This window comes from Neotamlana nanhaiensis, assembly GCF_000943555.1.
Lineage (GTDB): Bacteria > Bacteroidota > Bacteroidia > Flavobacteriales > Flavobacteriaceae > Neotamlana > Neotamlana nanhaiensis.
In genome coordinates this window covers 67,613-88,419 of sequence record NZ_JTDV01000019.1, presented here as the reverse complement: position 1 = coordinate 88,419, position 20,807 = coordinate 67,613, and the positions used below count along the sequence as shown (strand labels likewise).

Sequence of the window (20,807 nt, the reverse complement as noted above, 5' to 3'; positions counted from 1 at the left end):
GGTTCTGTTACCGATGCAGCAGCAGCGTCATTGTACATGGCTTTAGGAGCGAACTTTATTGTAACACCAGTGTTACGCGAAGATATCGCTGTGGTTTGTAACCGTCGTAAAGTATTATGGTCTCCAGGATGTGGTAGCTTAACCGAAATTGCTAAAGCAGAAGAATTAGGTTGCGAAATCGTGAAGTTATTCCCAGGAGGTATTTACGGACCGAACTTTGTAAAAGGTGTAAAAGGCCCACAACCTTGGACGAGCATTATGCCAACAGGTGGTGTATCGCCAACTGAAGAAAATTTAAAAGGCTGGTTTGATGCTGGTGTAACTTGTGTAGGTATGGGGTCTCAATTAATTTCAAAAGATATTATTGCCAACAAAGACTTCGATAAGTTAACTCAAAGTGTTGCCAACGCTTTAAGTATCATAAAAAAATTAAGAAGTTAAAATTCCAATAAAACTAGACTAAAATGCGAAACCTGATAGTATTAATAATAACCATTTGTTTGTTTACAAGTTGTAATCAGCTTAGTGAAACACGTATCATAAAATTGGCACATGGCTTGGATGTAAACCATTCGGTACATAAAGCTATGGTTAAAATGGGTGAAGATTTAGCTGAAATATCAGGTGGTAAAATGCAAATTGAAATTTACCCGAGTCAACAATTAGGTACCGAGCGTGAGTGTATCGAGCTACTTCAAATAGGAAGCTTAGACATGACTAAAGTATCGGTTGGGGTAATGGAAAATTTTGCACCACGCATGAAAGTTTTTGGTTTACCGTTTTTGTTTCGAGATAAAGCGCATTCATTTCAGATATTAGATGGATCTATTGGTCAAGAGTTACTTGATGAAGGTACTAAATATTGGATTAAAGGTTTGGCGTATTACGATGCCGGTAGCCGTAGTTTTTATACTAAAGATAAACCCGTTAAAGCACCATCAGATTTAAAAGGGTTAAAAATAAGAGTGATGGAAAGTGTTACTGCCATGAACATGGTAAACAGCTTAGGCGGCTCTGCAACACCAATTTCTTGGGGTGAATTATACACCTCATTACAACAAGGTGTGGTAGATGGTGCAGAAAACAACCCGCCAAGTTTCTACCTTTCCAGACACTACGAAGTTTGTAAATATTACACCTTAGATGAGCACACTGTACTTCCTGATGTACTTATTATAGGAACGCACATCTGGAACGATTTAAACGATCAAGAGAAAAAATGGTTGCAAGCAGCTGTAGATAAATCTGTAGTATACCAACGTAAACTTTGGGACGAAGCCGAACAAGAAGCACTAACCGAAGTACAAAAGGCAGGTGTAGAAATTATTCGTCCAGACAAAACATCATTTGCCGATAAAGTGGAAGATGTTTACACCGCTGTTAAGGAAGATAAAGACATGTACGATTTAGTACAAAGAATACAAAACACTAAATAAGATGGAACTTAGAAAAAAAATTGATAAAATTCTGGGTAATGCCTTGATAGTCATCATGAGTGTGATGGTTGTTAATGTATTATGGCAGGTTTTTACAAGGTTTGTTGTTGGTACCCCAAGCTCTTTTACCGATGAGCTTGCGAGGTATTTAATGATATGGTTAGGTATACTTGGTGCGGCTTATGTTTCAGGACGAAACATGCACGTGGCTATAGATGTGTTACCATTGCGTTCTAGCAGCAAAACTCAGAAAAAAATTAAGCTTTTAGTTTATAGTTTAATTATAGTATTTGCCTTTTTAGCCATGGTTATTGGCGGTATACGTTTGGTGTATATTACTTACATTTTAGAGCAATACTCGCCAGCGTTACAGGTGCCATTGGCTATAGTTTATGCAGCTATTCCGCTAAGTGGTTTATTAATTATTTACTATAAAGTTTCAGATATTATAAAGATTAAATAGCTATGGAATATATCCCAATAATCGTATTAGTTTTAAGTTTTGTAGGGTTACTAGCCATAGGTATGCCAGTAGCATGGAGTATAGCAATATCTTCAGTACTAACTATGTTGGTTAGTATTCCTGCACTTCCAGCCTTTACCACCATTTCGCAACGTATGGGTACAGGTCTAGATAGTTTTGCGTTGCTTGCCATACCGTTCTTTGTTCTCTCGGGGCAACTCATGAATAAAGGTGGGATCGCAAATCGTTTAATAGCATTTGCAAAAACATTAGTAGGATCACTTCCAGGTGGTTTAGCATTAATAAATGTTATAGGCGCCATGTTAATGGGGGCAATTGCAGGTTCTGCAATGGCATCAGCTTCTGCGATGGGTAGTATTTTAGGTCCAGAAATGGAAAAGGAAGGCTACTCAAAAGAATTTGGTGCAGCCGTAAATATTACTTCCGCAACTACAGGATTAATTATTCCACCAAGTAACGTGTTAATTGTTTATTCATTAGCTAGTGGTGGTGTATCTATCGCAGCTTTATTTTTAGCAGGTTACGTTCCTGGAATTTTAACCGGACTATTTTTAATGATAGTAGCCATGTTTTGGGCTAAAAAGAAAAAATATAAGTTAGGTGAGCGCAGTACTTTAAAGCAAGTTTTTAAAACTTTTATTGATGCGTTACCAAGTTTGTTTTTATTAGTTATTGTAATTGGTGGTATTATCACCGGTATTTTTACTGCTACCGAAGCTTCTGCAATTGCGGTGCTTTATACTTTGGTGTTAGGTTTCATTTACAAAGAGATTTCATTTAAATCCTTACCAGAAATCTTATTAGAATCTTCAGCAACAACAGCAATTGTAATGTTGTTAATTGGAGCTTCAATGAGTATGTCTTGGGTGATGTCTTACGAAAATATTCCGCAGGATATTAGTACCTTACTTTTAGGTATTAGCGATAACAAAATTGTTATTCTATTAATCATCAATTTACTGTTATTATTCGTGGGTATTTTTATGGATATGACGCCAGCAGTATTAATTTTTACACCAATATTTTTACCAGTAGTAACCGAGTTAGGTATGGATCCTATTCACTTTGGTATCATCATGGTATTAAACTTATGTATTGGTTTATGTACGCCACCAGTAGGTTCGGTATTGTTTGTTGGGGTTGGTGTCGCACAGACATCTATCGAGAAAGTAATAAAACCATTGGTACCGCTATTTTTAGCCATGATTTTCGCCTTATTTTTAGTAACCTATTTCCCGCAGTTAACCTTATGGTTACCAGGATTATTTGATTTATAATTTTAGATAAAAATGTCAGATTCAACACAAAATAAAAGAGCCTTAAACAGAGCAAATGTAGGCTTACAAGATAAACGCCCAATTAAAGTAGTACAATTTGGCGAAGGAAACTTTTTAAGAGCTTTTGTTGGTTACGCCATTCAAGAGTTAAATAAGAACACCGATTTTAATGCAGGTATCGCTGTAGTACAACCTATTGATAGAGGTTTAGTAAAAATGCTAAACGATCAAGATGGTTTGTACACGCTTTTTATGAAAGGTGTTAAAAAAGGAGAAGAGATTCAAGAAATTGAGCTTATCGATAACATTGTAAAAGGGGTAGATCCTTATGCTAATTTTGCCGATTATATTAGTCTTGCAAAAGAGGAAAGCTTAGAGTTTATAATCTCTAACACAACCGAAGCTGGTATTGCTTATGTAGAAAGTGATACGGCAACAATGCAACCACCTAGCTCGTTTCCTGCAAAACTAACCGTGTTATTACACGAGCGTTTTAAACATTTTAATGGTGATAGCAGCAAAGGTTTAACAATTATTCCTTGTGAGCTTATCAACCATAATTCTGAAACTTTAAAAGATATTATTTTAAAATACATCGCCGATTGGAATTTAGGTGATGATTTTAAAGACTGGATTTTAAACAGCAACGCCTTCCATAGTACGTTAGTAGACAGAATTGTTCCTGGATATCCAAAAGATGAAATTGAAGCTTACAATGCACAATTAGATTACAAGGACAATTTAATTGTTTCAGCAGAAGCTTTCTTACTTTGGGTTATTGAAGGTGGCGACGATTTAAAAGCAAAATTACCATTCGATAAAACCAGTTTAGATGTTAAAATAGTTGACGACATGCAACCGTACCGTACCAGAAAAGTACGTATCTTAAACGGTGCGCATACGGCTATGGTGCCTTTTTCATATTTATATGGAAACCGTACTGTAAAGCAATCTGTAGATAACGAATTTACAGGTGCGTTTATTAACGAAGCTGTTTTTAGCGAAATTATCGATACTTTAGATATGGATAAGGATGAGTTGAACAGTTTCGCTGAAGAAATTTTCGACCGTTTTAGAAATCCGTTTATTATTCATAATTTATCAAGCATCGCGCTTAATTCTATCTCAAAATTTAAAGTGCGTGTGTTACCAAGTTTATTAGGTTATGTTAAGGTTCATGGAAAAATGCCGACTAACTTAACGTTTGCCTTTGCGAGTTTAATTCGTTTTTACAAAGGAACTTGGAATGGCGAAAGTTTACCAGTTCAAGATAGCGACGATATCGTGGCTAACCTTGCAAAAATATGGGAATCGAACGATTACAATAAAGTAGCAACTGATGTGTTATCGACTACCGAATATTGGGATGAAGATTTAACTAAAGTTGAAAACTTAACTGAAGCTGTAGCTGTGGCTTTAAAAGAAATAGAAGCCAATGGTATTGAAGCTGGGTATGCCAATTACAGCAAGCAGTTTTAATAAGTAACATTAACTATTACAATTTTAAGCATGCAAAAGAAGATTATAAAAGTAAATGCAACCGATAATGTTTTGGTGGCATTGGTGAATTTGAAGGCAGGGGAAGTAATTTCTTTTGAAGGAGAAGATATAAAAGTACTTTCCGATACTAAATCGAAGCATAAAATAGCCTTACAGAAGTTCGAGTCTGGCGATAGTATTTATATGTACGGTGTTTTGGTAGGTTCTGCAAATGGTGTTATTGAAAAAGGTGATGTGTTAACTACCGATAATGTGAAGCATCAAAGTGCAAAAGTAACTGGTAGAACAGATACGTTTACTTGGTCGGCACCCAATGTAGATAAATGGAAAGATAGAACCTTTATGGGCTATCACCGTGAAGATGGGCAAGTAGGTACCGAAAACGTATGGTTATTTTTCCCGTTAGTATTTTGCGAAAACAGAAATATTGAAATTCTAAAAGATATTTTTGAGCGTGAATTACTGAAGCAAAAAGTTAATCCACATCAAATGTTATTACGCTCGTTAGTTAGCGGTAACAGTGAAACGGCAGTGGCAGAACAATCAACCGATGTGTTTGAAAATATCGATGTAAAATTCATCACGCATCCAGGTGGGTGTGGTGGTATCCGTCAAGATTCAGAAAGTTTAGCAAAACTACTAGCAGGTTATGTAAACAACCCAAATGTGGCGGGTGCAACCGTATTAAGTTTAGGTTGTCAAAACCTTCAAATAAGTGTGTTTAAAGACGCTTTAAATGCGATTAATCCTAATTTAAACAAGCCAGTTTTAATATACGAACAACAACAAATGGGAACGGTTGACGAAATGTTAACGGCTATTGTAAAAGATTCGTTCGAGGCTATTAAAAAGGCGAATAATATTGAACGTAAGCCAGCGCCATTATCTAAACTTCGTGTAGGTTTAGAGTGTGGTGGATCGGATGGATTCTCAGGAATATCTGCCAACCCAACATTAGGAGCAGTATCCGATTTATTAACAGCACTTAACGGAACGGCTGTTTTAGCTGAATTCCCAGAGTTATGTGGTGTGGAGCAAGAATTAGTAAACCGTTGTGTTGAAGATGAAAATGCCGAAAAGTTTTTACATTTAATGAAAGCTTACGAAAAATCGGTGGTTGATGCTGGTTCTGGTTTCGATATGAATCCGTCTCCAGGAAACATTAAAGATGGTTTAATTACCGATGCTATGAAATCTGCTGGAGCGGCTAAAAAAGGAGGTACATCACCTGTTCAAGACGTTTTAGATTATGGTGAATATATAAGTAAATCAGGTTTAAATTTATTATGTACTCCTGGTAACGATGTAGAAAGTACAACTGGATTGGTAGGTTCTGGAGCTAATGTAGTTTTATTTACTACAGGTTTAGGAACACCAACAGGTAACCCAATTGCTCCAATAATTAAAGTGTCGTCTAACACAGAGTTAATGCAAAAAATGCCAGATATCATCGATTTTGAAACTGGTGCTGTAATTCGCGGTGAAAAAACCATTGATGAAATGGCTGATGAGCTACTTGAGTTTATAATAGACGTAGCAAGCGGAACAATACAAAGTAAAGCTAAGTTGTTAAATCAAAACGATTTTATTCCTTGGCGTAGAGGTGTATCTTTATAAGATATACCTTAAAGATATTATGGTGTTAGAACCTGAGTTTTTAATGAAGAATTTCTGATTATTAATTGAGGGTCTAACACTACTTTTTTCTCCATTTTTACGTGGCTTTCGTTGTTACTTTGTTCTAAAAATACCTTGGCAGCCATTTTACCCATTTCAAAAGGTGATTGATCTATTGTGCTAATAGGTAATTCCATAAACTTTGTAAACGGTTCGTTACTAAAACCGACTACCGATATATCCTGAGGAATATTCAGTTTTTGAGCGCGTATTTCTTGAATAGCACCCAATGCGGCAAAATCACTCGCCGAAAAAATAGCATCTGGTCTTGGGTTTAATTGAAGTAACGTTTTTGTTGCTTCAATACCGTCTGTACGATTACTTTTTGTTTTAATAACCCAGTCTTCATTAAATGGTAATCCAGCATCAATAATAGCTTGTTTATAGCCGGAAAAACGCTCTCTGAATATTTCCAATGAAAAATTTCCCGACAGATGAGCTATCTTTGTGCAGCCTTCGTCAATGAGGTGTTTAGTCGCTTTGTAAGCACCTTCAAAGTCATTAATTACTACCGAACTCACACCTTGCATGTCTTTACGTCTATCAAAAAATATTAAAGGTATATTTTTAGCTAAAATGCGCTTTAAAGGTTCTTTTTTTGAGTTTGAAGTTGTTGAAACAAGTACACCGTCTACCTGAGCATTTAGTAATGTATCTATTTTTTTTCCTTCCGTTTTAGGATCTTCGTAACTTTGGCAAATAATAACATGGTATCCCTGCGGATTTAGTTCTTCCTCTATACCTCTAATAACCGAACCGAAAAAATTACTATCTACTCTGGGTACAATAACACCAACGTTATAGCTTTTACCACTTTTTAGCGCTTGAGCAAGTTTGTTTTGCTCATAGTTCATTTCGGCCGCTTTTTGTAGTACGAGCTCGCGCGTAGTATCGCTAATTTTAGGGTTGTTGTTTAAGGCTCTAGAAACTGTTGCGGCAGTTATATCTAGGGCTTTTGCTATATCATAAATAGTTGTCTTTTTGCTCATTGTTAGGGAGAAGGTTGGTTAGTTTGTTGGTAATTAACGTTTTAAATTTAAACAATTATTGTGTAATAGCGTAATCGATTGCAAATTTAATATTATTATCGACAATGAAATAAATAAAAAAGAGGCTATTGAAAATTAGTTTTAAAGGGATGTTTAAAAAGTTAAGTCATTTTTTGTCAACTTTGGAATGTCTAAACCAAATTTATGTTTGGTGCTTCGACAATAATTTACAATGACAAAGGATTAGCTTTTTAAAGAGCCTTTCCTAAAATTCAATTAGCCTCTTTTTAAAGGTTTGTTAGTTCGATTCAAAAGCTCCTAAATCTGGAGCAGAACCATTATATGTTAATCCAACATCAACACCAGCATCAATAAGATGGCTACCAGAAACAAGTTTCATAAAATCGATGTTTGGTAAGCTTCCATCAGTAAGTCTTGGTGCACTTAATAAATCGATATCTAAGCTTTCAAAATCACTTGAATCGGCTGATAGCCCACCTTGCCAACTATTGTTTGTTATATCTGTATTGGTTGCATTAAAACTGTCTGAACTATTACTGTCAACACTAACCGTATTTTTTATGGTTAATGAATTTGCAATGTTAGTACTGCTAAAGCTAATATTACGGCCGTTGCTATACGCTGCACAATTATACATTGTAATATCACCTCGGTTACTGTTATGGTCGAAACCATCGTAAACATTTCCAGCTGCAATACAGTTTGTGTAAATGGCGTTGTGCGAAAGTAATTTATCGTCACTACCACCAGTTTTAAATCCGTTACCATCACCAGCGCCTACGCTACCATCTTTTAAAATACCATTGTTGAATGCCCAACAGTTTTCATAGGTTGTTGTAATGTTATCGTTACCACGCATGTAACCGTCCCAACCATCATCAAGGTTTTGCCATGCTCTACAACCAATAAATTTATTACCAGTTCCGGCATCTAGTTTACAAGCAAATCCGTCTGCATTTTCTAAAGAAGAATCGGCGTTGTAAAACGAGTCACAATTTAAAATAGTATTGTTAGCACCGCCATTACCAATTTGTAAACCAGAATCGGCATTTTCGCTAAAGGTACAGAACTCAATAAGGTTGCCGTTACCACTAATAAACATACCATTATCCTCAGCACCTAAAACATCAATGCCTTTAATATGCCAATTTGCACCATTTAATTGAATTCCGCGATTCGATGAATCTTCACTCATCGATGAGAAATTAAATGTTGGTCTTATACCATCGGCAGTATAAGCTTGTAAAGTAATTGGTGTACCGTTAAGGCCACTTGTGTTAATTTCAATAGTGCTTGCAAATGTATATTCACCACCACGTACATGAATGATGTCGCCAGCAGCGGCACTGTTTATTGCGCTAATTATTTCTTCACTTGTACTTACAATTATGCCATCAGGTGTTCCTGTTTCGAATGTGTAGGTTTGACTTATTGAAGTGTTTACGCCATCGGTAGTTTCAACATGCCAATAATAAATGGTATCATCTAAAACATCAACAGTTAAACTTGTTTCGGTTAAGTTTTTCCATTCTTCAAGAGGTTCTTGTTTACCGTCAACGGTATCTACAAAAAGTGTATAAGTTACATCGTCGCCATCAGGATCGCCACCTTCCCATTCGAAAGTAATTTTTCCATCTAAAGGAGCAATAGTAGTTCCAGATAATGGCTTTAATAGGGTTGCTGGAAACGGAACATTATTCGATTCGGCATCGCCAGCTAGATAAAACTTCCAAGTTTCAGAATCGGTAGTTGTATCACCAGAATTTCTCGATGTTACTGTCCAAGAATACGCGTAACCTCTTGTTAAAGTAACTACTGTTGAGTTAGTTTCTAAACCAACATTAAGGGTTTGGTTTTGCGTTGTTAAATTGGTAATTGTAAGGTTGTAATTTTCGGTAGCATTGGCAGCATCCCAATTAAAGGTTACTGTTGCTTTATCGTCAATTATCTCACCAATTTCGCACTCTTCATTGTTTAAAGGCAGCGTTAAATTTGCTGCACCTGGCGTAGTGGTGTACATCGTTTTCATGGTGTCGTCGTCCGAACAGCCTACAAAAACTACACCCGCTAAAATAGCTATAAGGGTTTTATAGTATAAATTATATAATGCCGTTTTCATAATTTAATTTTTTACAATTTTAATTGATTGGTTAACAGTACTAGAGTTAAGCTTTAAGAAGTAAACCCCATTTTTATAGTTTGAAATATCCATATTTAAAACTCTACTAGACGTGAGGTTTTCAAGCTTGTTTTCGTACAATCTACCTTGAAGGTCTAATACCGAAAGTTGCACAGTCGCATCGCTACCATTTACATAAATTTGTAAACGACCAGTTGTTGGGTTAGGGAACACGGCAACTTCTTCAGATAAGAAGATGCTTTCGTTTAATTTACCTTGACAACTTACATCGGTTGAAATAGTAATGTCGTTAATTCCAGGAACCAAGTTTACAACTATAGATTGTTGTGCGGTTGTACTAATATTTCCATTATGATTTATGGTATAGTTGCTAGAACCTGAAACTTCAAATGTTGCTGTTTTATCTTTACGATTAACTCTTGAAGTAGAGCTTAATGGTGTTGGACCATCGATAGTAATGTTGAAACATTGCATGTAGTTCGATTTACCATCAATAGAAATACAAACGGCATATGTACCAGCCGTAAGTTCGGTTATTGTAGTATCAGAAGTGAAAGTTCCTGCGTTAGCACCATCAATAGTAACAACATAAGTGTAGCTCGAATTGTTTGCAGTGATGCTTAAATAGCCATCATTTGTGTTACTACAACTTACTGCCGTTGCTAAAATATTGAAGTTATCTGAAGGCAATTTGAATACCTCACAACCAAATACATCAATTACTACACCTGCTTCTGATTCTGGACAACTATCTTCGCTGTCTATAATACCATCACCATCGCTATCTTCACAAACATCACCAATACCATCATTGTCAAAATCGGCTTGATCTGGGTTGTATGTTGATGGACAATTATCAGCCGTATCAACTACACCATCGTAATCTGAATCTTCTTCAGCGTTTAACATCGGGATTGGATCCCAATCGTCGATTCCTTTAGTAAAGTTAAAGGTTGTAATTTCTGTACCTTCTGTTAACGTTTCAGAAGTTAAAACAGTAGACCAAGACGCTCTGTTTCCAGAATTGTCTTCACCTGAAAGCTCAATAGTGCCGTACTCGTACATCATTGGCGATTCACCACCAAGTGAGCTCGTCCATCCTTCTGGGCTAATTAACGATTGCCCTTCGTATCCTGGGAATGTTGAAGCATCTACAGTCGTGTTATAAAATACAACTTCACTAGTATTCGGGCTCCATGGGCGACCAAAATAACCTGGTTTTGCACCGTAAGTTGATGCTGTTTCTACACCTGGAATAGGTGATGTTACATGACATTCGTACATTAAGTAACCGCGAGTTCCAGATTGTTGTGCAGCGGTAATATAAGCTGCATCGCTAGAAGTGTCGCTGGTGTTAAACATGAATTGTGTTTGGTAGAACACAGCATTCATAGCACCAAAAATATAATCAACAGCACCCATCATAATACCTTTATAAACTACAACTCTGGCAGGAGCTGCACCGTAAAATGAATCTTGACGACCAATAACACGACAATTATTAAGGACTACTTTATCTGCACTTGCAGCAACACCAAGGGCAGCCGCTTGCGTTACGTAACCAGCACCTCTGTTTTGTACAGCAGTATTTCCGTAGTCTGTTGGACGTGTTGGCTCAGAATCTGGGTTTTTTGCCATAACTACATCTTCCGATTCTTTTTTAGAAATGTATTGGTTAAACGAGTTTTCTAAAATAATATCTTCTACAATTAAACCTGTAGCTTCAACTACTACGGTTGCGTTCCAGTACGACGATCCGCCACCAGTACCTTCACGGTTTTCATATTCGGTATAACCGTTTGCTTTATTTACAGCTAATGCTTCGGCACTCCATTTGTTATCTACACCTTGGCTAAAGAAGTTGTATTTCTGACCGTAATACGATGTGATTCTTACACCATTAGCATCAATATCTACACCTTCATTTAAAATAGCAATTGAAGGCATTGTAGCTGCATTTTTAAGTGTTACATTATCGCTTTTAATAACTAACATTTCTTCGTAATTACCAGCATCAATTAAAACGGTTACACGCTCGTTATTTGGTCTATCCATTTTAGAAATAGCATCAAGAGCGCCGTTAATGGTTTGGTAATCTTTATCTTCTCCTACGGTAATTGTAGCAGTGTAAGGTGTAATTGAAACCGTAACAATTGAAACGAAATAAGATGTTCCTCCAACGGCAATAGTAACTGTTCCGTCTGTAGTTCCTGGATATACATATTCTGTTACTACGTTTACGCTTGTACTGTTTGAGGTGTTCGCGATAGTTTCGCCGCCAACAACTGTATAGTTTGAAGCGTAATAATCGGTAATAATAACTTTATCGCCAACTTTTACAGGAATATCGATGGTAGCTCCAGAACCTGCATTTAAATCGCCATTCCCACCACGTACATTTACGCTGCCTGTAAATTGTAAGCCTTTGTAAGCTGTAGCTCCAGAAATGGTTTTATCGTTAAAGTACCAAGCTGTAACAGGGTTGAAGCTTAAATCTTTTGAAGTATCGGCACCAGCAACCGTTAGGTTAGAGGTTAATGCCATTTCAATAGGGTAGTTGTCTATGCCATCGTAAGCAATAGCATAAACACCATCACGAAGTGCAATAGTTGACACATCGGTAAATGTATAGCTATAACCATCTTCGTTAAGATTTGTAAAAGTTAAACTTAATTCGCTTAACTGCGTCGCATCTAGATCTGAAGCATTTATAGTTACGCTATGCGTTGGTTTTAAACCAAAAGCAATATCACTAGTTTCATCGGCAGCACCAATCGTAATAGTGTTTGAAGGAATTTCGTAATCGTTTACACCTTCAGCTGAAATCGTATATTCAACATCAGCTTCAATATTAACAGAATACGTACCAGCATCGGTATCGAAATTAACTATAGGGCTGTAAACCGTATCGGCATTTGGGTCTGGAGTAAAAGTTAATCCGCTTAAAGCAGAAGCATCAGCTAAACCAGTAATATTTCCGCTAAGGTTGTATAGGTTTACTTGAACAAGTACCACATCGTGCATCATATCATCTTCAACCGAAATATTTAAATCGTTGGCTACTAAATAACCGTTTGCACCACTTACGCTAAGATCGTAAGTGTAACCTTTTGGAAGATTAATGCTGTAAGTACCACCAGAAACTATTGCCGAAAACGTTTTACCAGCTTCGTTAGTAAAGTCGATAGCATAACCATCTGGAAGTCCAGGAGTATTTGTTTCATCTACATTTCCAGTAACGATAGCGTATTTTGCATCTGCTCTTATAATTCGGTAAACGCTCATTTTGTCGTTTGAAGAAAATAATTTGTAAGTTCCTGCTGCTTTGGCAACAAATTTAGCTTCAACTACATCGGTGCCAATAGAAATAATATCGTCTTGAAGCGCAGGATCTGCAACATTTTGGAATTGAATGTTGTTTGCGCTACCATCTTGAGTAGCTACGGCAACGGTAACTTCATCATCTTCATTTAAAGTTAAGGTGAAGTTTCTACTATCTGAACGACTGTTACTGTAAATTCTACCCGTATATTCTGGGTTGGTTGTGCCAACGTTTTCGTCGTAGCGTGTTAGGTTGGTGTTCGATGTTCTTAAACGATCGCTTGTGCTACTAGAACTAGTCCATGTTAAAATACCTTCAGTAAACGAAGTCGGTGTGTTTTGACCAGAAGTTCCTGGTGTAACACCATCGTACCAAGCGTTTATTTTATCTTCGGTTAGCATGTTGTTGTATAGCACAGCGTCAAGTTGTTGTGCTCCAAAATCCCAAGCATCAGCTTTTGCGAATGTAACCGCAAGATTTGTTACATCGATAGCAGGGGTGTAAGCGTTACTACCACTAAAAGTAAAGTATAGTGTTGTTGGGCCACCAACGTAATTAAATTCGTAGTAACCTGTGCGGTCTTCAGCAACTTTTACATCGGCTGTACCAAGTTCGCTTCCGCCCATAGTTGTACCACCGCTCATTGTACCTGAGCTGTAAACCGATCCGTAGAAACGAACCGTTGTATTGGTACCTTCAACATCAATTTCTAAAGAATTTCCATCTTTAAAAGCAATACCGTAATTGGCGCTATGCCATTGCGATGTTGCAGCTTGCGTGCGTAATTTACCGTCTGGACTTGTGGTTGTTGTAACAGGATCCCATTGTGTTCCAGTGTTTTCGAATGTTGAACCATCGGCTAAATTATAGCTTGTTGGTAAACCAAATGTTCCGTTTAAAACACCTTCAATCTTAACATTTGCAAGACCAAATTGCTTTGTTTCTTGTAAACTGTATAAATATAATTTTAAGGTGTTTACCCCAGAACCTGCCGTGATACCTAAACCACTAACATCGAAACTTAAAGCCGAAAATTCACCGGTGTTGTCTCTTGCTGTGGCTTGAGCTGTCACCACGCTAGTGGTGCCATTTTCGTTAACCCACTCTATATCTAATAAACCATTTCCGGTTCCAAATCTTTGGGCATCTAGAGTGATTAGGGTTGGTGTAAATGTTAGCCCGTCGATGGGTTGAATACTAAAATCAACCGCACTTTCAGGTCCAGAGGTATCAATTTTACCATTGGTTTCCCAACAGGTAAATGTGCCACCGTTGGCTGTTCTTATTCCTGCTGGATCACCTCCAGAGTAGAATATGAGATTGGTTCCAGCTGAAACAGTCGCAGGCATAAAAAAATCGTCTGTTCCTGTTTGATAAGTTTCTGATTGTGCAGCAGAACCTTCATCTAACGCCCAAGTAATACTTGTGGCTGTGTCGGTTAGTGTTGTTTGTCCCTGCGCCAAAAATGTAAATAGTAACAAAGGAACCATGAAAACAAAGGAAAGTTTTTTCATTGTCTTAGTTTAATTTAGTTATTAGTTTTGTTGAACCTAGTTACATTAATTATCCTTTTTTTAATGTAACTATGCTGTTTGTTCTATAAATACAACCTTGATTACTGTTTTTATAGTGGTAATTATAAAATTGTAATCGATTACATAAAAGTATTAAAAAATCTTTTTTAAGCAAAAAATTAAGCTGGTTTTGCGTAAATATTATTTTCTTTCGTAAGGTTTTATAAGAAAATTAGCCAAATCTAACTCTTGCTTTAGAATATCATTTAATACAATTTCCGCCATTTTTCTGGCTCCAAAATCTGTAAAATGTGTGTCGTCTGGATAGCCATTTGGAAATTTGAAAAATTCACCTTCATTAAAATACATGAACAAATAGCGTGAGGCATCTTTACCCATGGAGTTTAATAATTCACGACTTTTTTGGTCTAAATCAATTAACGGAATATTGTTTTCTATGGCTACCTCTTTAGCCGCGTTCGAATATGGAGTATGGCAAGCTTGCGCTTTGTCATGATTATTAAATCTCCAACGCGTTACTGGAGTAATTATAATGGGTTTTGCTTTTCTTGACTGACTCTCAGTAATATATTTTTTAAGATAGGTTTTGTATTCGTTTGGTGTGGTTTTTCTATCGGGATGATCTTTTGAGTTCTGCGCATCGTTGTGCCCAAACTGAATTAAAACATAATCGCCTGCTTGAAGACTATCAACAATTGGTTGCCAACGGTTTTCTTCTATAAACGATCGAGAGCTACGTCCGCCCTTGGCATGGTTTTCAATTTTAGCCGAAGCATTAAAAAAATTAGCAAACGGCATGCCCCAACCTTCTTGCGGGAATCGGCTATCGTCGTACAAGCACATGGTTGAATCACCAACGAGATAAATAGTAGTTTTTTTGTTTTGAGCTAATAAAGTAAAGGTGCTTAATAAGGCAATAAAGACAGTGGCTTGAAACGATTTTTTCATAGTTTAAAGATAGCGGTTTGCCACTACAATTCAAACCAAAAAAAATATTACCGCATGCTTTTACCACTTTAAAAGCATGGGTAATATTCAGAAAATATAAACTAACTTTTAATATCCGTTTGAACCGAAGGTATCGGCATTACCAATAGCATCTAAAAATGCTTGTGGAATTGGTCTTACTTCGTGTTTGCCATCAACAAAACCTGTAATATCTGGGTTGGTTTGGTTTAGGTAAGTATTGTTGAGTTTCCCAAAACGTTTTAGATCTTCCCAACGTACTTGCTCGCCCGTAAGTTCGCGGGCACGTTCTGCCAAGATAAAATCAAGATCTACTTCTCCAGCGCTAACGGTCATTTCTGAAGCACGGCTAGAAATGGCTGCTCTTTCACGCACAGCATTAACATACATTGCAGCAGTAGCCTGATCGTTATTAGCACGAAGTGCTGCTTCGGCAGCCAGAAGATATACATCTCCTAATCGAAGAATTGGAATATCACCTAACCAACGTTGGTTGTTGTAGATCCAATGTAAAGATGAAAATTTATTAAAGGAAGGGTACATACGCATATACTTGTCGCTTAATGTACCATACGATTCGTCAACCCATTGGCCGTTTGGTTGGAACATTTCATCTGGTGTTACAACTAAGAAAGGTAAATCTCTTTTTTCTGCCGCTGTCATAGGGTAATTAGGGGTAAATACCGAAATACCGTCTAGATAACCATCGTTATTATCATCAACCATGTTTACATTTCCAGAAGCATTAACACGGCGGTTTACTGTTCTTCCATCATAATAAACTTCTCCAGGTTCATAAGTGGCTGCTGTGTTTTTGATAACATGGCCTATCAGATTTTGGTTTTTGTTGTAAGTGTTTACTAAACCTTCAGAAATGGTAAAATCAGACCATCTAGAGTTATAGTATTCAGTAAAGAAGGTGTTTTCAAATCTAGTATCAGCTGGGTCTTTCTCTGGTGTAAACACCTCTGTCAATAAGTATTTTGTTGGTTTTATACCATTACTGTTTGCTCTGCCATACCACGCACAATTCTTTTCTGTTGTTCCCCATTCGGCACCAACATTTTTTAAATCGGCTTCGTAGTATTGTCGCGTACGGCCACGGTTGGCACCTTCAGGGTTGTTTAATGTCTCGTCGTTGGCATCGATATATTGAGAGAATAAAAACTCTTTATTGTTTTTATTATTTAGGCCAGCCCATAACTGCTCGTAGCCAGACTCGGTTGCTGTGCTAGTCCAAAGTCCACAGCCATAAGCGGCTTGGTTGTCAATCAGTTCTTTAGCAGTAGCTAAAGCTTTTGTTGCATAAGTAGCTTCATCTCCTAATCGGGTTCTTTGAAGGTATGCTTTAGTAAGCATGCCTAAAGCAGCTTTACGAGATGCTCGGCCTGTTTCTGGCCCTTGATCAATAGGAAGGTATTCAACAGCAAATTCTAAATCGCTAATAATGAGATCATAGAATTCTTCTTCAGAACTTCTTTCAGGGAAATTATCACTTTCTTGACTTACTACAGAGGGTAGTGTACGTAATACCACACCGCCATATTGTTCTACAATTTGCAGATTGCTCCAGCCTCTAATAAAATAGGCCTCAGCCACTTTTTTATTTTTTTGTTCTTCGGTATAATCATCTACTTGATCTGCATAATATATAGCAAGGTTAGCATAGTTTACAGCGGCGTACATACCTTGAAAAAATACAGCGTTTTGGCCTTGGTCTGTTCCTAATATATCGCCATATTGAGCAAAATGCTGGAGACGGTTAAGCGACCACCATAGGTCGGTACCCAGTTCTTGGTTACCTATACCATCTAACTTACCGTACATGAAGTATAAGCTGTTATAGCCAAAGTTTATAAGAGCTTCATAGCCTTCAGGGTCACTATAAACTAACTCTGTATCGTTAATTGTATAATTAACTTCATCTAGATTACAAGATGTCATTACCATCAGTACAACTAATACTGACGACCATGTTCTTTTAAATTTCATAATATTTTTCATTTTTTCTAATTTTTTTAAAATGATACATTAATACCAAATACCGCTTGCCTGTATAGCGGGAACGCGTCAGAAGCACTAGTTTCAGGATCTAAGTCTTTTAATAAATGACTTTTAGTGATAATTAGTGAATTGTAGATTGTACCATAAACCCTTAAGTTGTTTAGTCCAATCTTATTTGTAAAACTATCAGGAATGGAATAACCCAAGGTTATGTTTTTAATTTTAAAATATGAACCATCAACAAATCTTAGGGCTTCAGTAGGGTGCGAAACACTAGAACGTGTTATGTAAGGTCTTGGAAAATCATTTGTCGGGTTATCAGGTGTCCAATAATTATAGTTTTCTGGAAGGTTAGGAGTGTTGTATCTAAAGTATCCTAATAAATCTGCATCAATAGTTTGTCCATATCTTGCAGTAGCAAATACGCTTAAATCGAAATTTTTATAGGTAAACGTATTTTGGAAACCAGCTGTCCATTTTGGAGCCGCCTGTCCAATAATCTTTCTATCGTCATTTCTATTGATTGTGTATGGGTTAGAAGCATTATATACTTCTACAGTTTCAACTCCATTTTCGTCTGTAACTGTTCTGGTCCACACACCATCAGATTGTTTGGTTAAACTAGTTTCAATTTTAACATCTCCAGGGGCCAAACCAAAAACTTCAGCATCGGCTTCTTCTCCTAATTGCCAAATACCTATTTTCTTATAATCATAGAAAACATCTTTAGGTCGTCCAATAAAAAGCCCAAGGTTTATTAAATCATCTACCTCTACATTCCCTAAATCTACTTTTACAACTTCTTCCCAGTTACGAGCGAAAGTAAAAGTTGTAGTCCAAGAAAAATCTTTTGTTTCAACATTTCTGGTATTTAAGGTTACTTCAATACCGTGGTTGTTCATCTCTGCTAAGTTTTCAAACTGAACATATGGATCTTTTGGGCTCCAACCTCCTACAGAGAAGTTAAGAGGTCTATCATAAATTACGTCTCTCGTATTTGTATCGTAGTATTCTATAGAACCAATAATTTTGTTTTTAAACAATCCAAAATCAAGCCCGACGTTAAGGTTGTATGATTTTTCCCAAGATAGGTTGTCGTTTCCAATGGTTATGGTAGGTATAATAATAGGTACTAATCCACCTCCTAAATCCATCTCTGGGTTTCTAGATTGGCTACTTACCCCATCAAGTGATGCATAAGCTCTAATATTGGCATTACCACCAACACCGTAACCAGCACGTACTTTTAAGTCACTCAACCAATTAGCGCCACTCATAAAATCTTCACTAGAAATTCTCCAAGCAATAGCTCCTGCTGGAAAGACATCCCACTCTTTAGCATCTGAAAGTTGCGACCAACCATCGGCTCTTATCGATCCGGTTAATAAGTATTTTCCTTTATAATTATAGTTTAATCTACCGGCGTACGACATACGCTTAGTGTGTGAATATCCAGTATTTACACCAAAATTGCTACCGTCTCTTAAATTGAAATATAATGAGTTGTTTGTTAAAAAATCTTCACTATACGAATCGGAGTTCTCACTTTGGTTGTGTGCATAAGAGGTAATGAAGGTTGCACCAATTTCATGGTTTTCATTAAGTGTAGTACTATAGTTTAGGATATTTTCCCAATTGTAACTATAACCTAAATCAGTATTGTAACTTGCTGTACTGATAGGGTTACTACTACCTGTTAATTTCAAATAAGTCTGGTCACTTTCAAATTGGCCGCTTCGGCTACTAGACAAAGACACCCCTAAAATAGACCTTAATGTTAGCCCTTTTGCCAAGTTGAGATCTATGTATGGGTTTGCAGTTATATTTAAAGATTTATTATTTACATCGTAAACGCCAGGAATGTTATTAGCTAATATACTAGGTTCAGCTTCATCCTCAATTGGGAAACGGTTTATCATACCATTTTCGTCGTAAACATCACCAAGAGGAACAAGTCCATAGGCTCTATTAACACGGCTTCTATTTGATTGATTATCTCTAAAGTTTAAACCTGTTGTAATCCCAAATTTAACCCAGTTTGTAGCTTGTATATTTAAATCACTACGCATGGTATAAACGTTAATATGATCATTCACATAAATTCCTTCAGTTCTGTTGTGACCTAGAGAAAAACTAGCTTGTAGTTTTTCTGTGCCTCCTCTAATAGATAGTGTATTATTGGTTTGGATACCTGTTTTGAATGTTTCGTCAACCCAGTTCACATATTTAGAACTATCTAAATATGGGTTGTGAGTGGTAGGGCTTAAACTCCAGGCAGAAAGTAGGGCATCTCGATCAGGAGAGGCTGCTCCGTGGGTAGCTATATAACCATCCTCTAAATAATCAAACCAAGATTGACCTTGTAATGCACTTGGGTAAGAAGGATTAGCATTGATACTTACATAAGAGTCTATATCAACTTGCATTTTTCCTTCTTTGGCTTTTTTGGTAGTAATAATAATAACACCATTTGCACCAGCTGAACCATAAATAGAAGTTGAGGACGCATCTTTTAAAACATCAATGGATTCGATATCGTTAGGGTTTAAGAAATTAGGGTTTCCCTGAATACCATCGATAATATAAATAGGCTCACTACCAGCCGTTAAAGACCGATTACCCCTAAGCAAAATGCTCATGCTAGAGCCAGCACGGCCATCGTTACGGGCGATGTCCAATCCAGCTACCCGTCCTTGAATGGCTTCGATAGGACTAACCACTGGAGCTAGTTTAATCTCTTCACTGCCAACAGAAGAAACCGCTCCGGTTAAATCACGTTTTTTTACAGTTCCGTATCCAATAACAACTACTTCATCCAATTCATCCAAACTTTCCTGTAAAACCACGTTTACCGTAGTTTGGTTGCCAATGGCTATTTCTTTGGAGGCATAACCAATGTATGAAAACACCAAAACATCGTTGGCGTTTTGTGTGGTTATAGAGTAGTTCCCATCAAAATCAGATTGCGTTCCAACGTTGGTTCCCTTTACTATAATATTAACTCCAGGTAACGGCACACCATTTTGGTCCTTTATAGTACCCGTAATCTGTATGCCCTGAACTACTTCGTTGGTGGGAGTTTCGATTACTATGGTATTGTTTTCCGAAAGCTTGTAGCGTACTTTACTAACCGCTAAAGTTTGGTTTAGCAAAGTGCCCAATTCTATTTCGCCTGCTTTTAATTTAACGTTTGGTGCTTGGGAAAACATATCTTCCGGATACAAGAACCTGTACTCTGTTTGGTTTTTTATAATCCGGAAAACTTCATCAACAGATACCTCTTTGTCGGTATCGATAGTTATTTTTTCTTGCGAAAAGGTATTTACCGAAGTAAAACCAAATGCGGTGGTGCACAATAAAAAAATAAAAAATTTCATAATAGTTAGTTGTAGCTGTTTGGTGTGGTGTAAAACAGCTTTAGTTGGTTTAATTTTCATAAATTTGTTTTAGTGTTGG

12 protein-coding genes are annotated in these 20,807 nt (G+C 37.0%); 6 read left to right on the top strand and 6 right to left on the bottom strand.

All coding sequences use genetic code 11. The features are described 5' to 3' along the window. The 6 genes from PK35_RS16665 to PK35_RS16640 form a co-directional block, all read left to right on the top strand. A partial coding sequence (locus PK35_RS16665) for a beta/alpha barrel domain-containing protein (protein ID WP_044627708.1) occupies window positions 1–441 on the top strand: 441 nt, incomplete at its 5' end. Window positions 442–464: 23 nt separating this feature from the next. After that, the gene (locus tag PK35_RS16660) at window positions 465–1,436 is read left to right on the top strand and encodes a TRAP transporter substrate-binding protein (protein WP_044627707.1); all 972 of its coding nucleotides are present in this window, start codon (window positions 465–467) and stop codon (window positions 1,434–1,436) included. 1 nt (window position 1,437) lies between these two features. Further along, entirely contained in the window at window positions 1,438–1,899 is a 462-nt protein-coding gene (locus PK35_RS16655; protein WP_044627706.1) for a TRAP transporter small permease, read from the top strand. A 2-nt stretch (window positions 1,900–1,901) separates the two neighbouring features. Next, complete coding sequence (locus PK35_RS16650; protein WP_044627705.1) at window positions 1,902–3,197, top strand: TRAP transporter large permease; 1,296 nt, start codon at window positions 1,902–1,904, stop codon at window positions 3,195–3,197. Window positions 3,198–3,209: 12 nt separating this feature from the next. Beyond that, window positions 3,210–4,676, top strand: a complete 1,467-nt coding sequence (locus PK35_RS16645) for a tagaturonate reductase (RefSeq protein ID WP_044627704.1) — start codon at window positions 3,210–3,212, stop codon at window positions 4,674–4,676. Window positions 4,677–4,706: 30 nt separating this feature from the next. Next, complete coding sequence (locus tag PK35_RS16640; RefSeq protein WP_044627703.1) at window positions 4,707–6,314, top strand: UxaA family hydrolase; 1,608 nt, start codon at window positions 4,707–4,709, stop codon at window positions 6,312–6,314. Between the two features lie 17 nt (window positions 6,315–6,331). Here the strand turns inward: PK35_RS16640 and PK35_RS16635 are convergent, their stop codons facing one another. The 6 genes from PK35_RS16635 to PK35_RS16610 all read right to left on the bottom strand — a co-directional run bounded on the left by PK35_RS16635 (window position 6,332) and on the right by PK35_RS16610 (window position 20,788). Further along, the gene (locus tag PK35_RS16635; protein ID WP_044627702.1) at window positions 6,332–7,363 is read right to left on the bottom strand and encodes a LacI family DNA-binding transcriptional regulator; all 1,032 of its coding nucleotides are present in this window, start codon (window positions 7,361–7,363) and stop codon (window positions 6,332–6,334) included. A 298-nt stretch (window positions 7,364–7,661) separates the two neighbouring features. Further along, complete coding sequence (locus tag PK35_RS17255) at window positions 7,662–9,503, bottom strand: right-handed parallel beta-helix repeat-containing protein (RefSeq protein WP_052826077.1); 1,842 nt, start codon at window positions 9,501–9,503, stop codon at window positions 7,662–7,664. 3 nt (window positions 9,504–9,506) lie between these two features. After that, the gene (locus PK35_RS16625; RefSeq protein WP_082048615.1) at window positions 9,507–14,360 is read right to left on the bottom strand and encodes a pectinesterase family protein; all 4,854 of its coding nucleotides are present in this window, start codon (window positions 14,358–14,360) and stop codon (window positions 9,507–9,509) included. Between the two features lie 201 nt (window positions 14,361–14,561). Next, the gene (locus tag PK35_RS16620; protein WP_044627701.1) at window positions 14,562–15,329 is read right to left on the bottom strand and encodes a rhamnogalacturonan acetylesterase; all 768 of its coding nucleotides are present in this window, start codon (window positions 15,327–15,329) and stop codon (window positions 14,562–14,564) included. 108 nt (window positions 15,330–15,437) lie between these two features. Further along, window positions 15,438–17,339 carry a RagB/SusD family nutrient uptake outer membrane protein gene (locus tag PK35_RS16615; protein ID WP_162182426.1) on the bottom strand — a complete coding sequence of 634 codons (1,902 nt, stop codon included), beginning with the start codon at window positions 17,337–17,339 and terminating at the stop codon, window positions 15,438–15,440. A gap of 26 nt (window positions 17,340–17,365) precedes the next feature. Beyond that, window positions 17,366–20,788, bottom strand: coding sequence for a SusC/RagA family TonB-linked outer membrane protein (locus PK35_RS16610; protein ID WP_052826073.1), 3,423 nt, complete (start codon window positions 20,786–20,788; stop codon window positions 17,366–17,368). Window positions 20,789–20,807: the final 19 nt, after the last annotated feature.

Coding starts and splice junctions, on each gene's coding strand:
- PK35_RS16660 (WP_044627707.1), top strand. CDS start 465: ATGCGAAACCTGATAGTATTAATAATAACCATTTGTTTGTTTACAAGT.
- PK35_RS16655 (WP_044627706.1), top strand. CDS start 1,438: ATGGAACTTAGAAAAAAAATTGATAAAATTCTGGGTAATGCCTTGATA.
- PK35_RS16650 (WP_044627705.1), top strand. CDS start 1,902: ATGGAATATATCCCAATAATCGTATTAGTTTTAAGTTTTGTAGGGTTA.
- PK35_RS16645 (WP_044627704.1), top strand. CDS start 3,210: ATGTCAGATTCAACACAAAATAAAAGAGCCTTAAACAGAGCAAATGTA.
- PK35_RS16640 (WP_044627703.1), top strand. CDS start 4,707: ATGCAAAAGAAGATTATAAAAGTAAATGCAACCGATAATGTTTTGGTG.
- PK35_RS16635 (WP_044627702.1), bottom strand. CDS start 7,363: ATGAGCAAAAAGACAACTATTTATGATATAGCAAAAGCCCTAGATATA.
- PK35_RS17255 (WP_052826077.1), bottom strand. CDS start 9,503: ATGAAAACGGCATTATATAATTTATACTATAAAACCCTTATAGCTATT.
- PK35_RS16625 (WP_082048615.1), bottom strand. CDS start 14,360: ATGAAAAAACTTTCCTTTGTTTTCATGGTTCCTTTGTTACTATTTACA.
- PK35_RS16620 (WP_044627701.1), bottom strand. CDS start 15,329: ATGAAAAAATCGTTTCAAGCCACTGTCTTTATTGCCTTATTAAGCACC.
- PK35_RS16615 (WP_162182426.1), bottom strand. CDS start 17,339: ATGAAATTTAAAAGAACATGGTCGTCAGTATTAGTTGTACTGATGGTA.
- PK35_RS16610 (WP_052826073.1), bottom strand. CDS start 20,788: ATGAAAATTAAACCAACTAAAGCTGTTTTACACCACACCAAACAGCTA.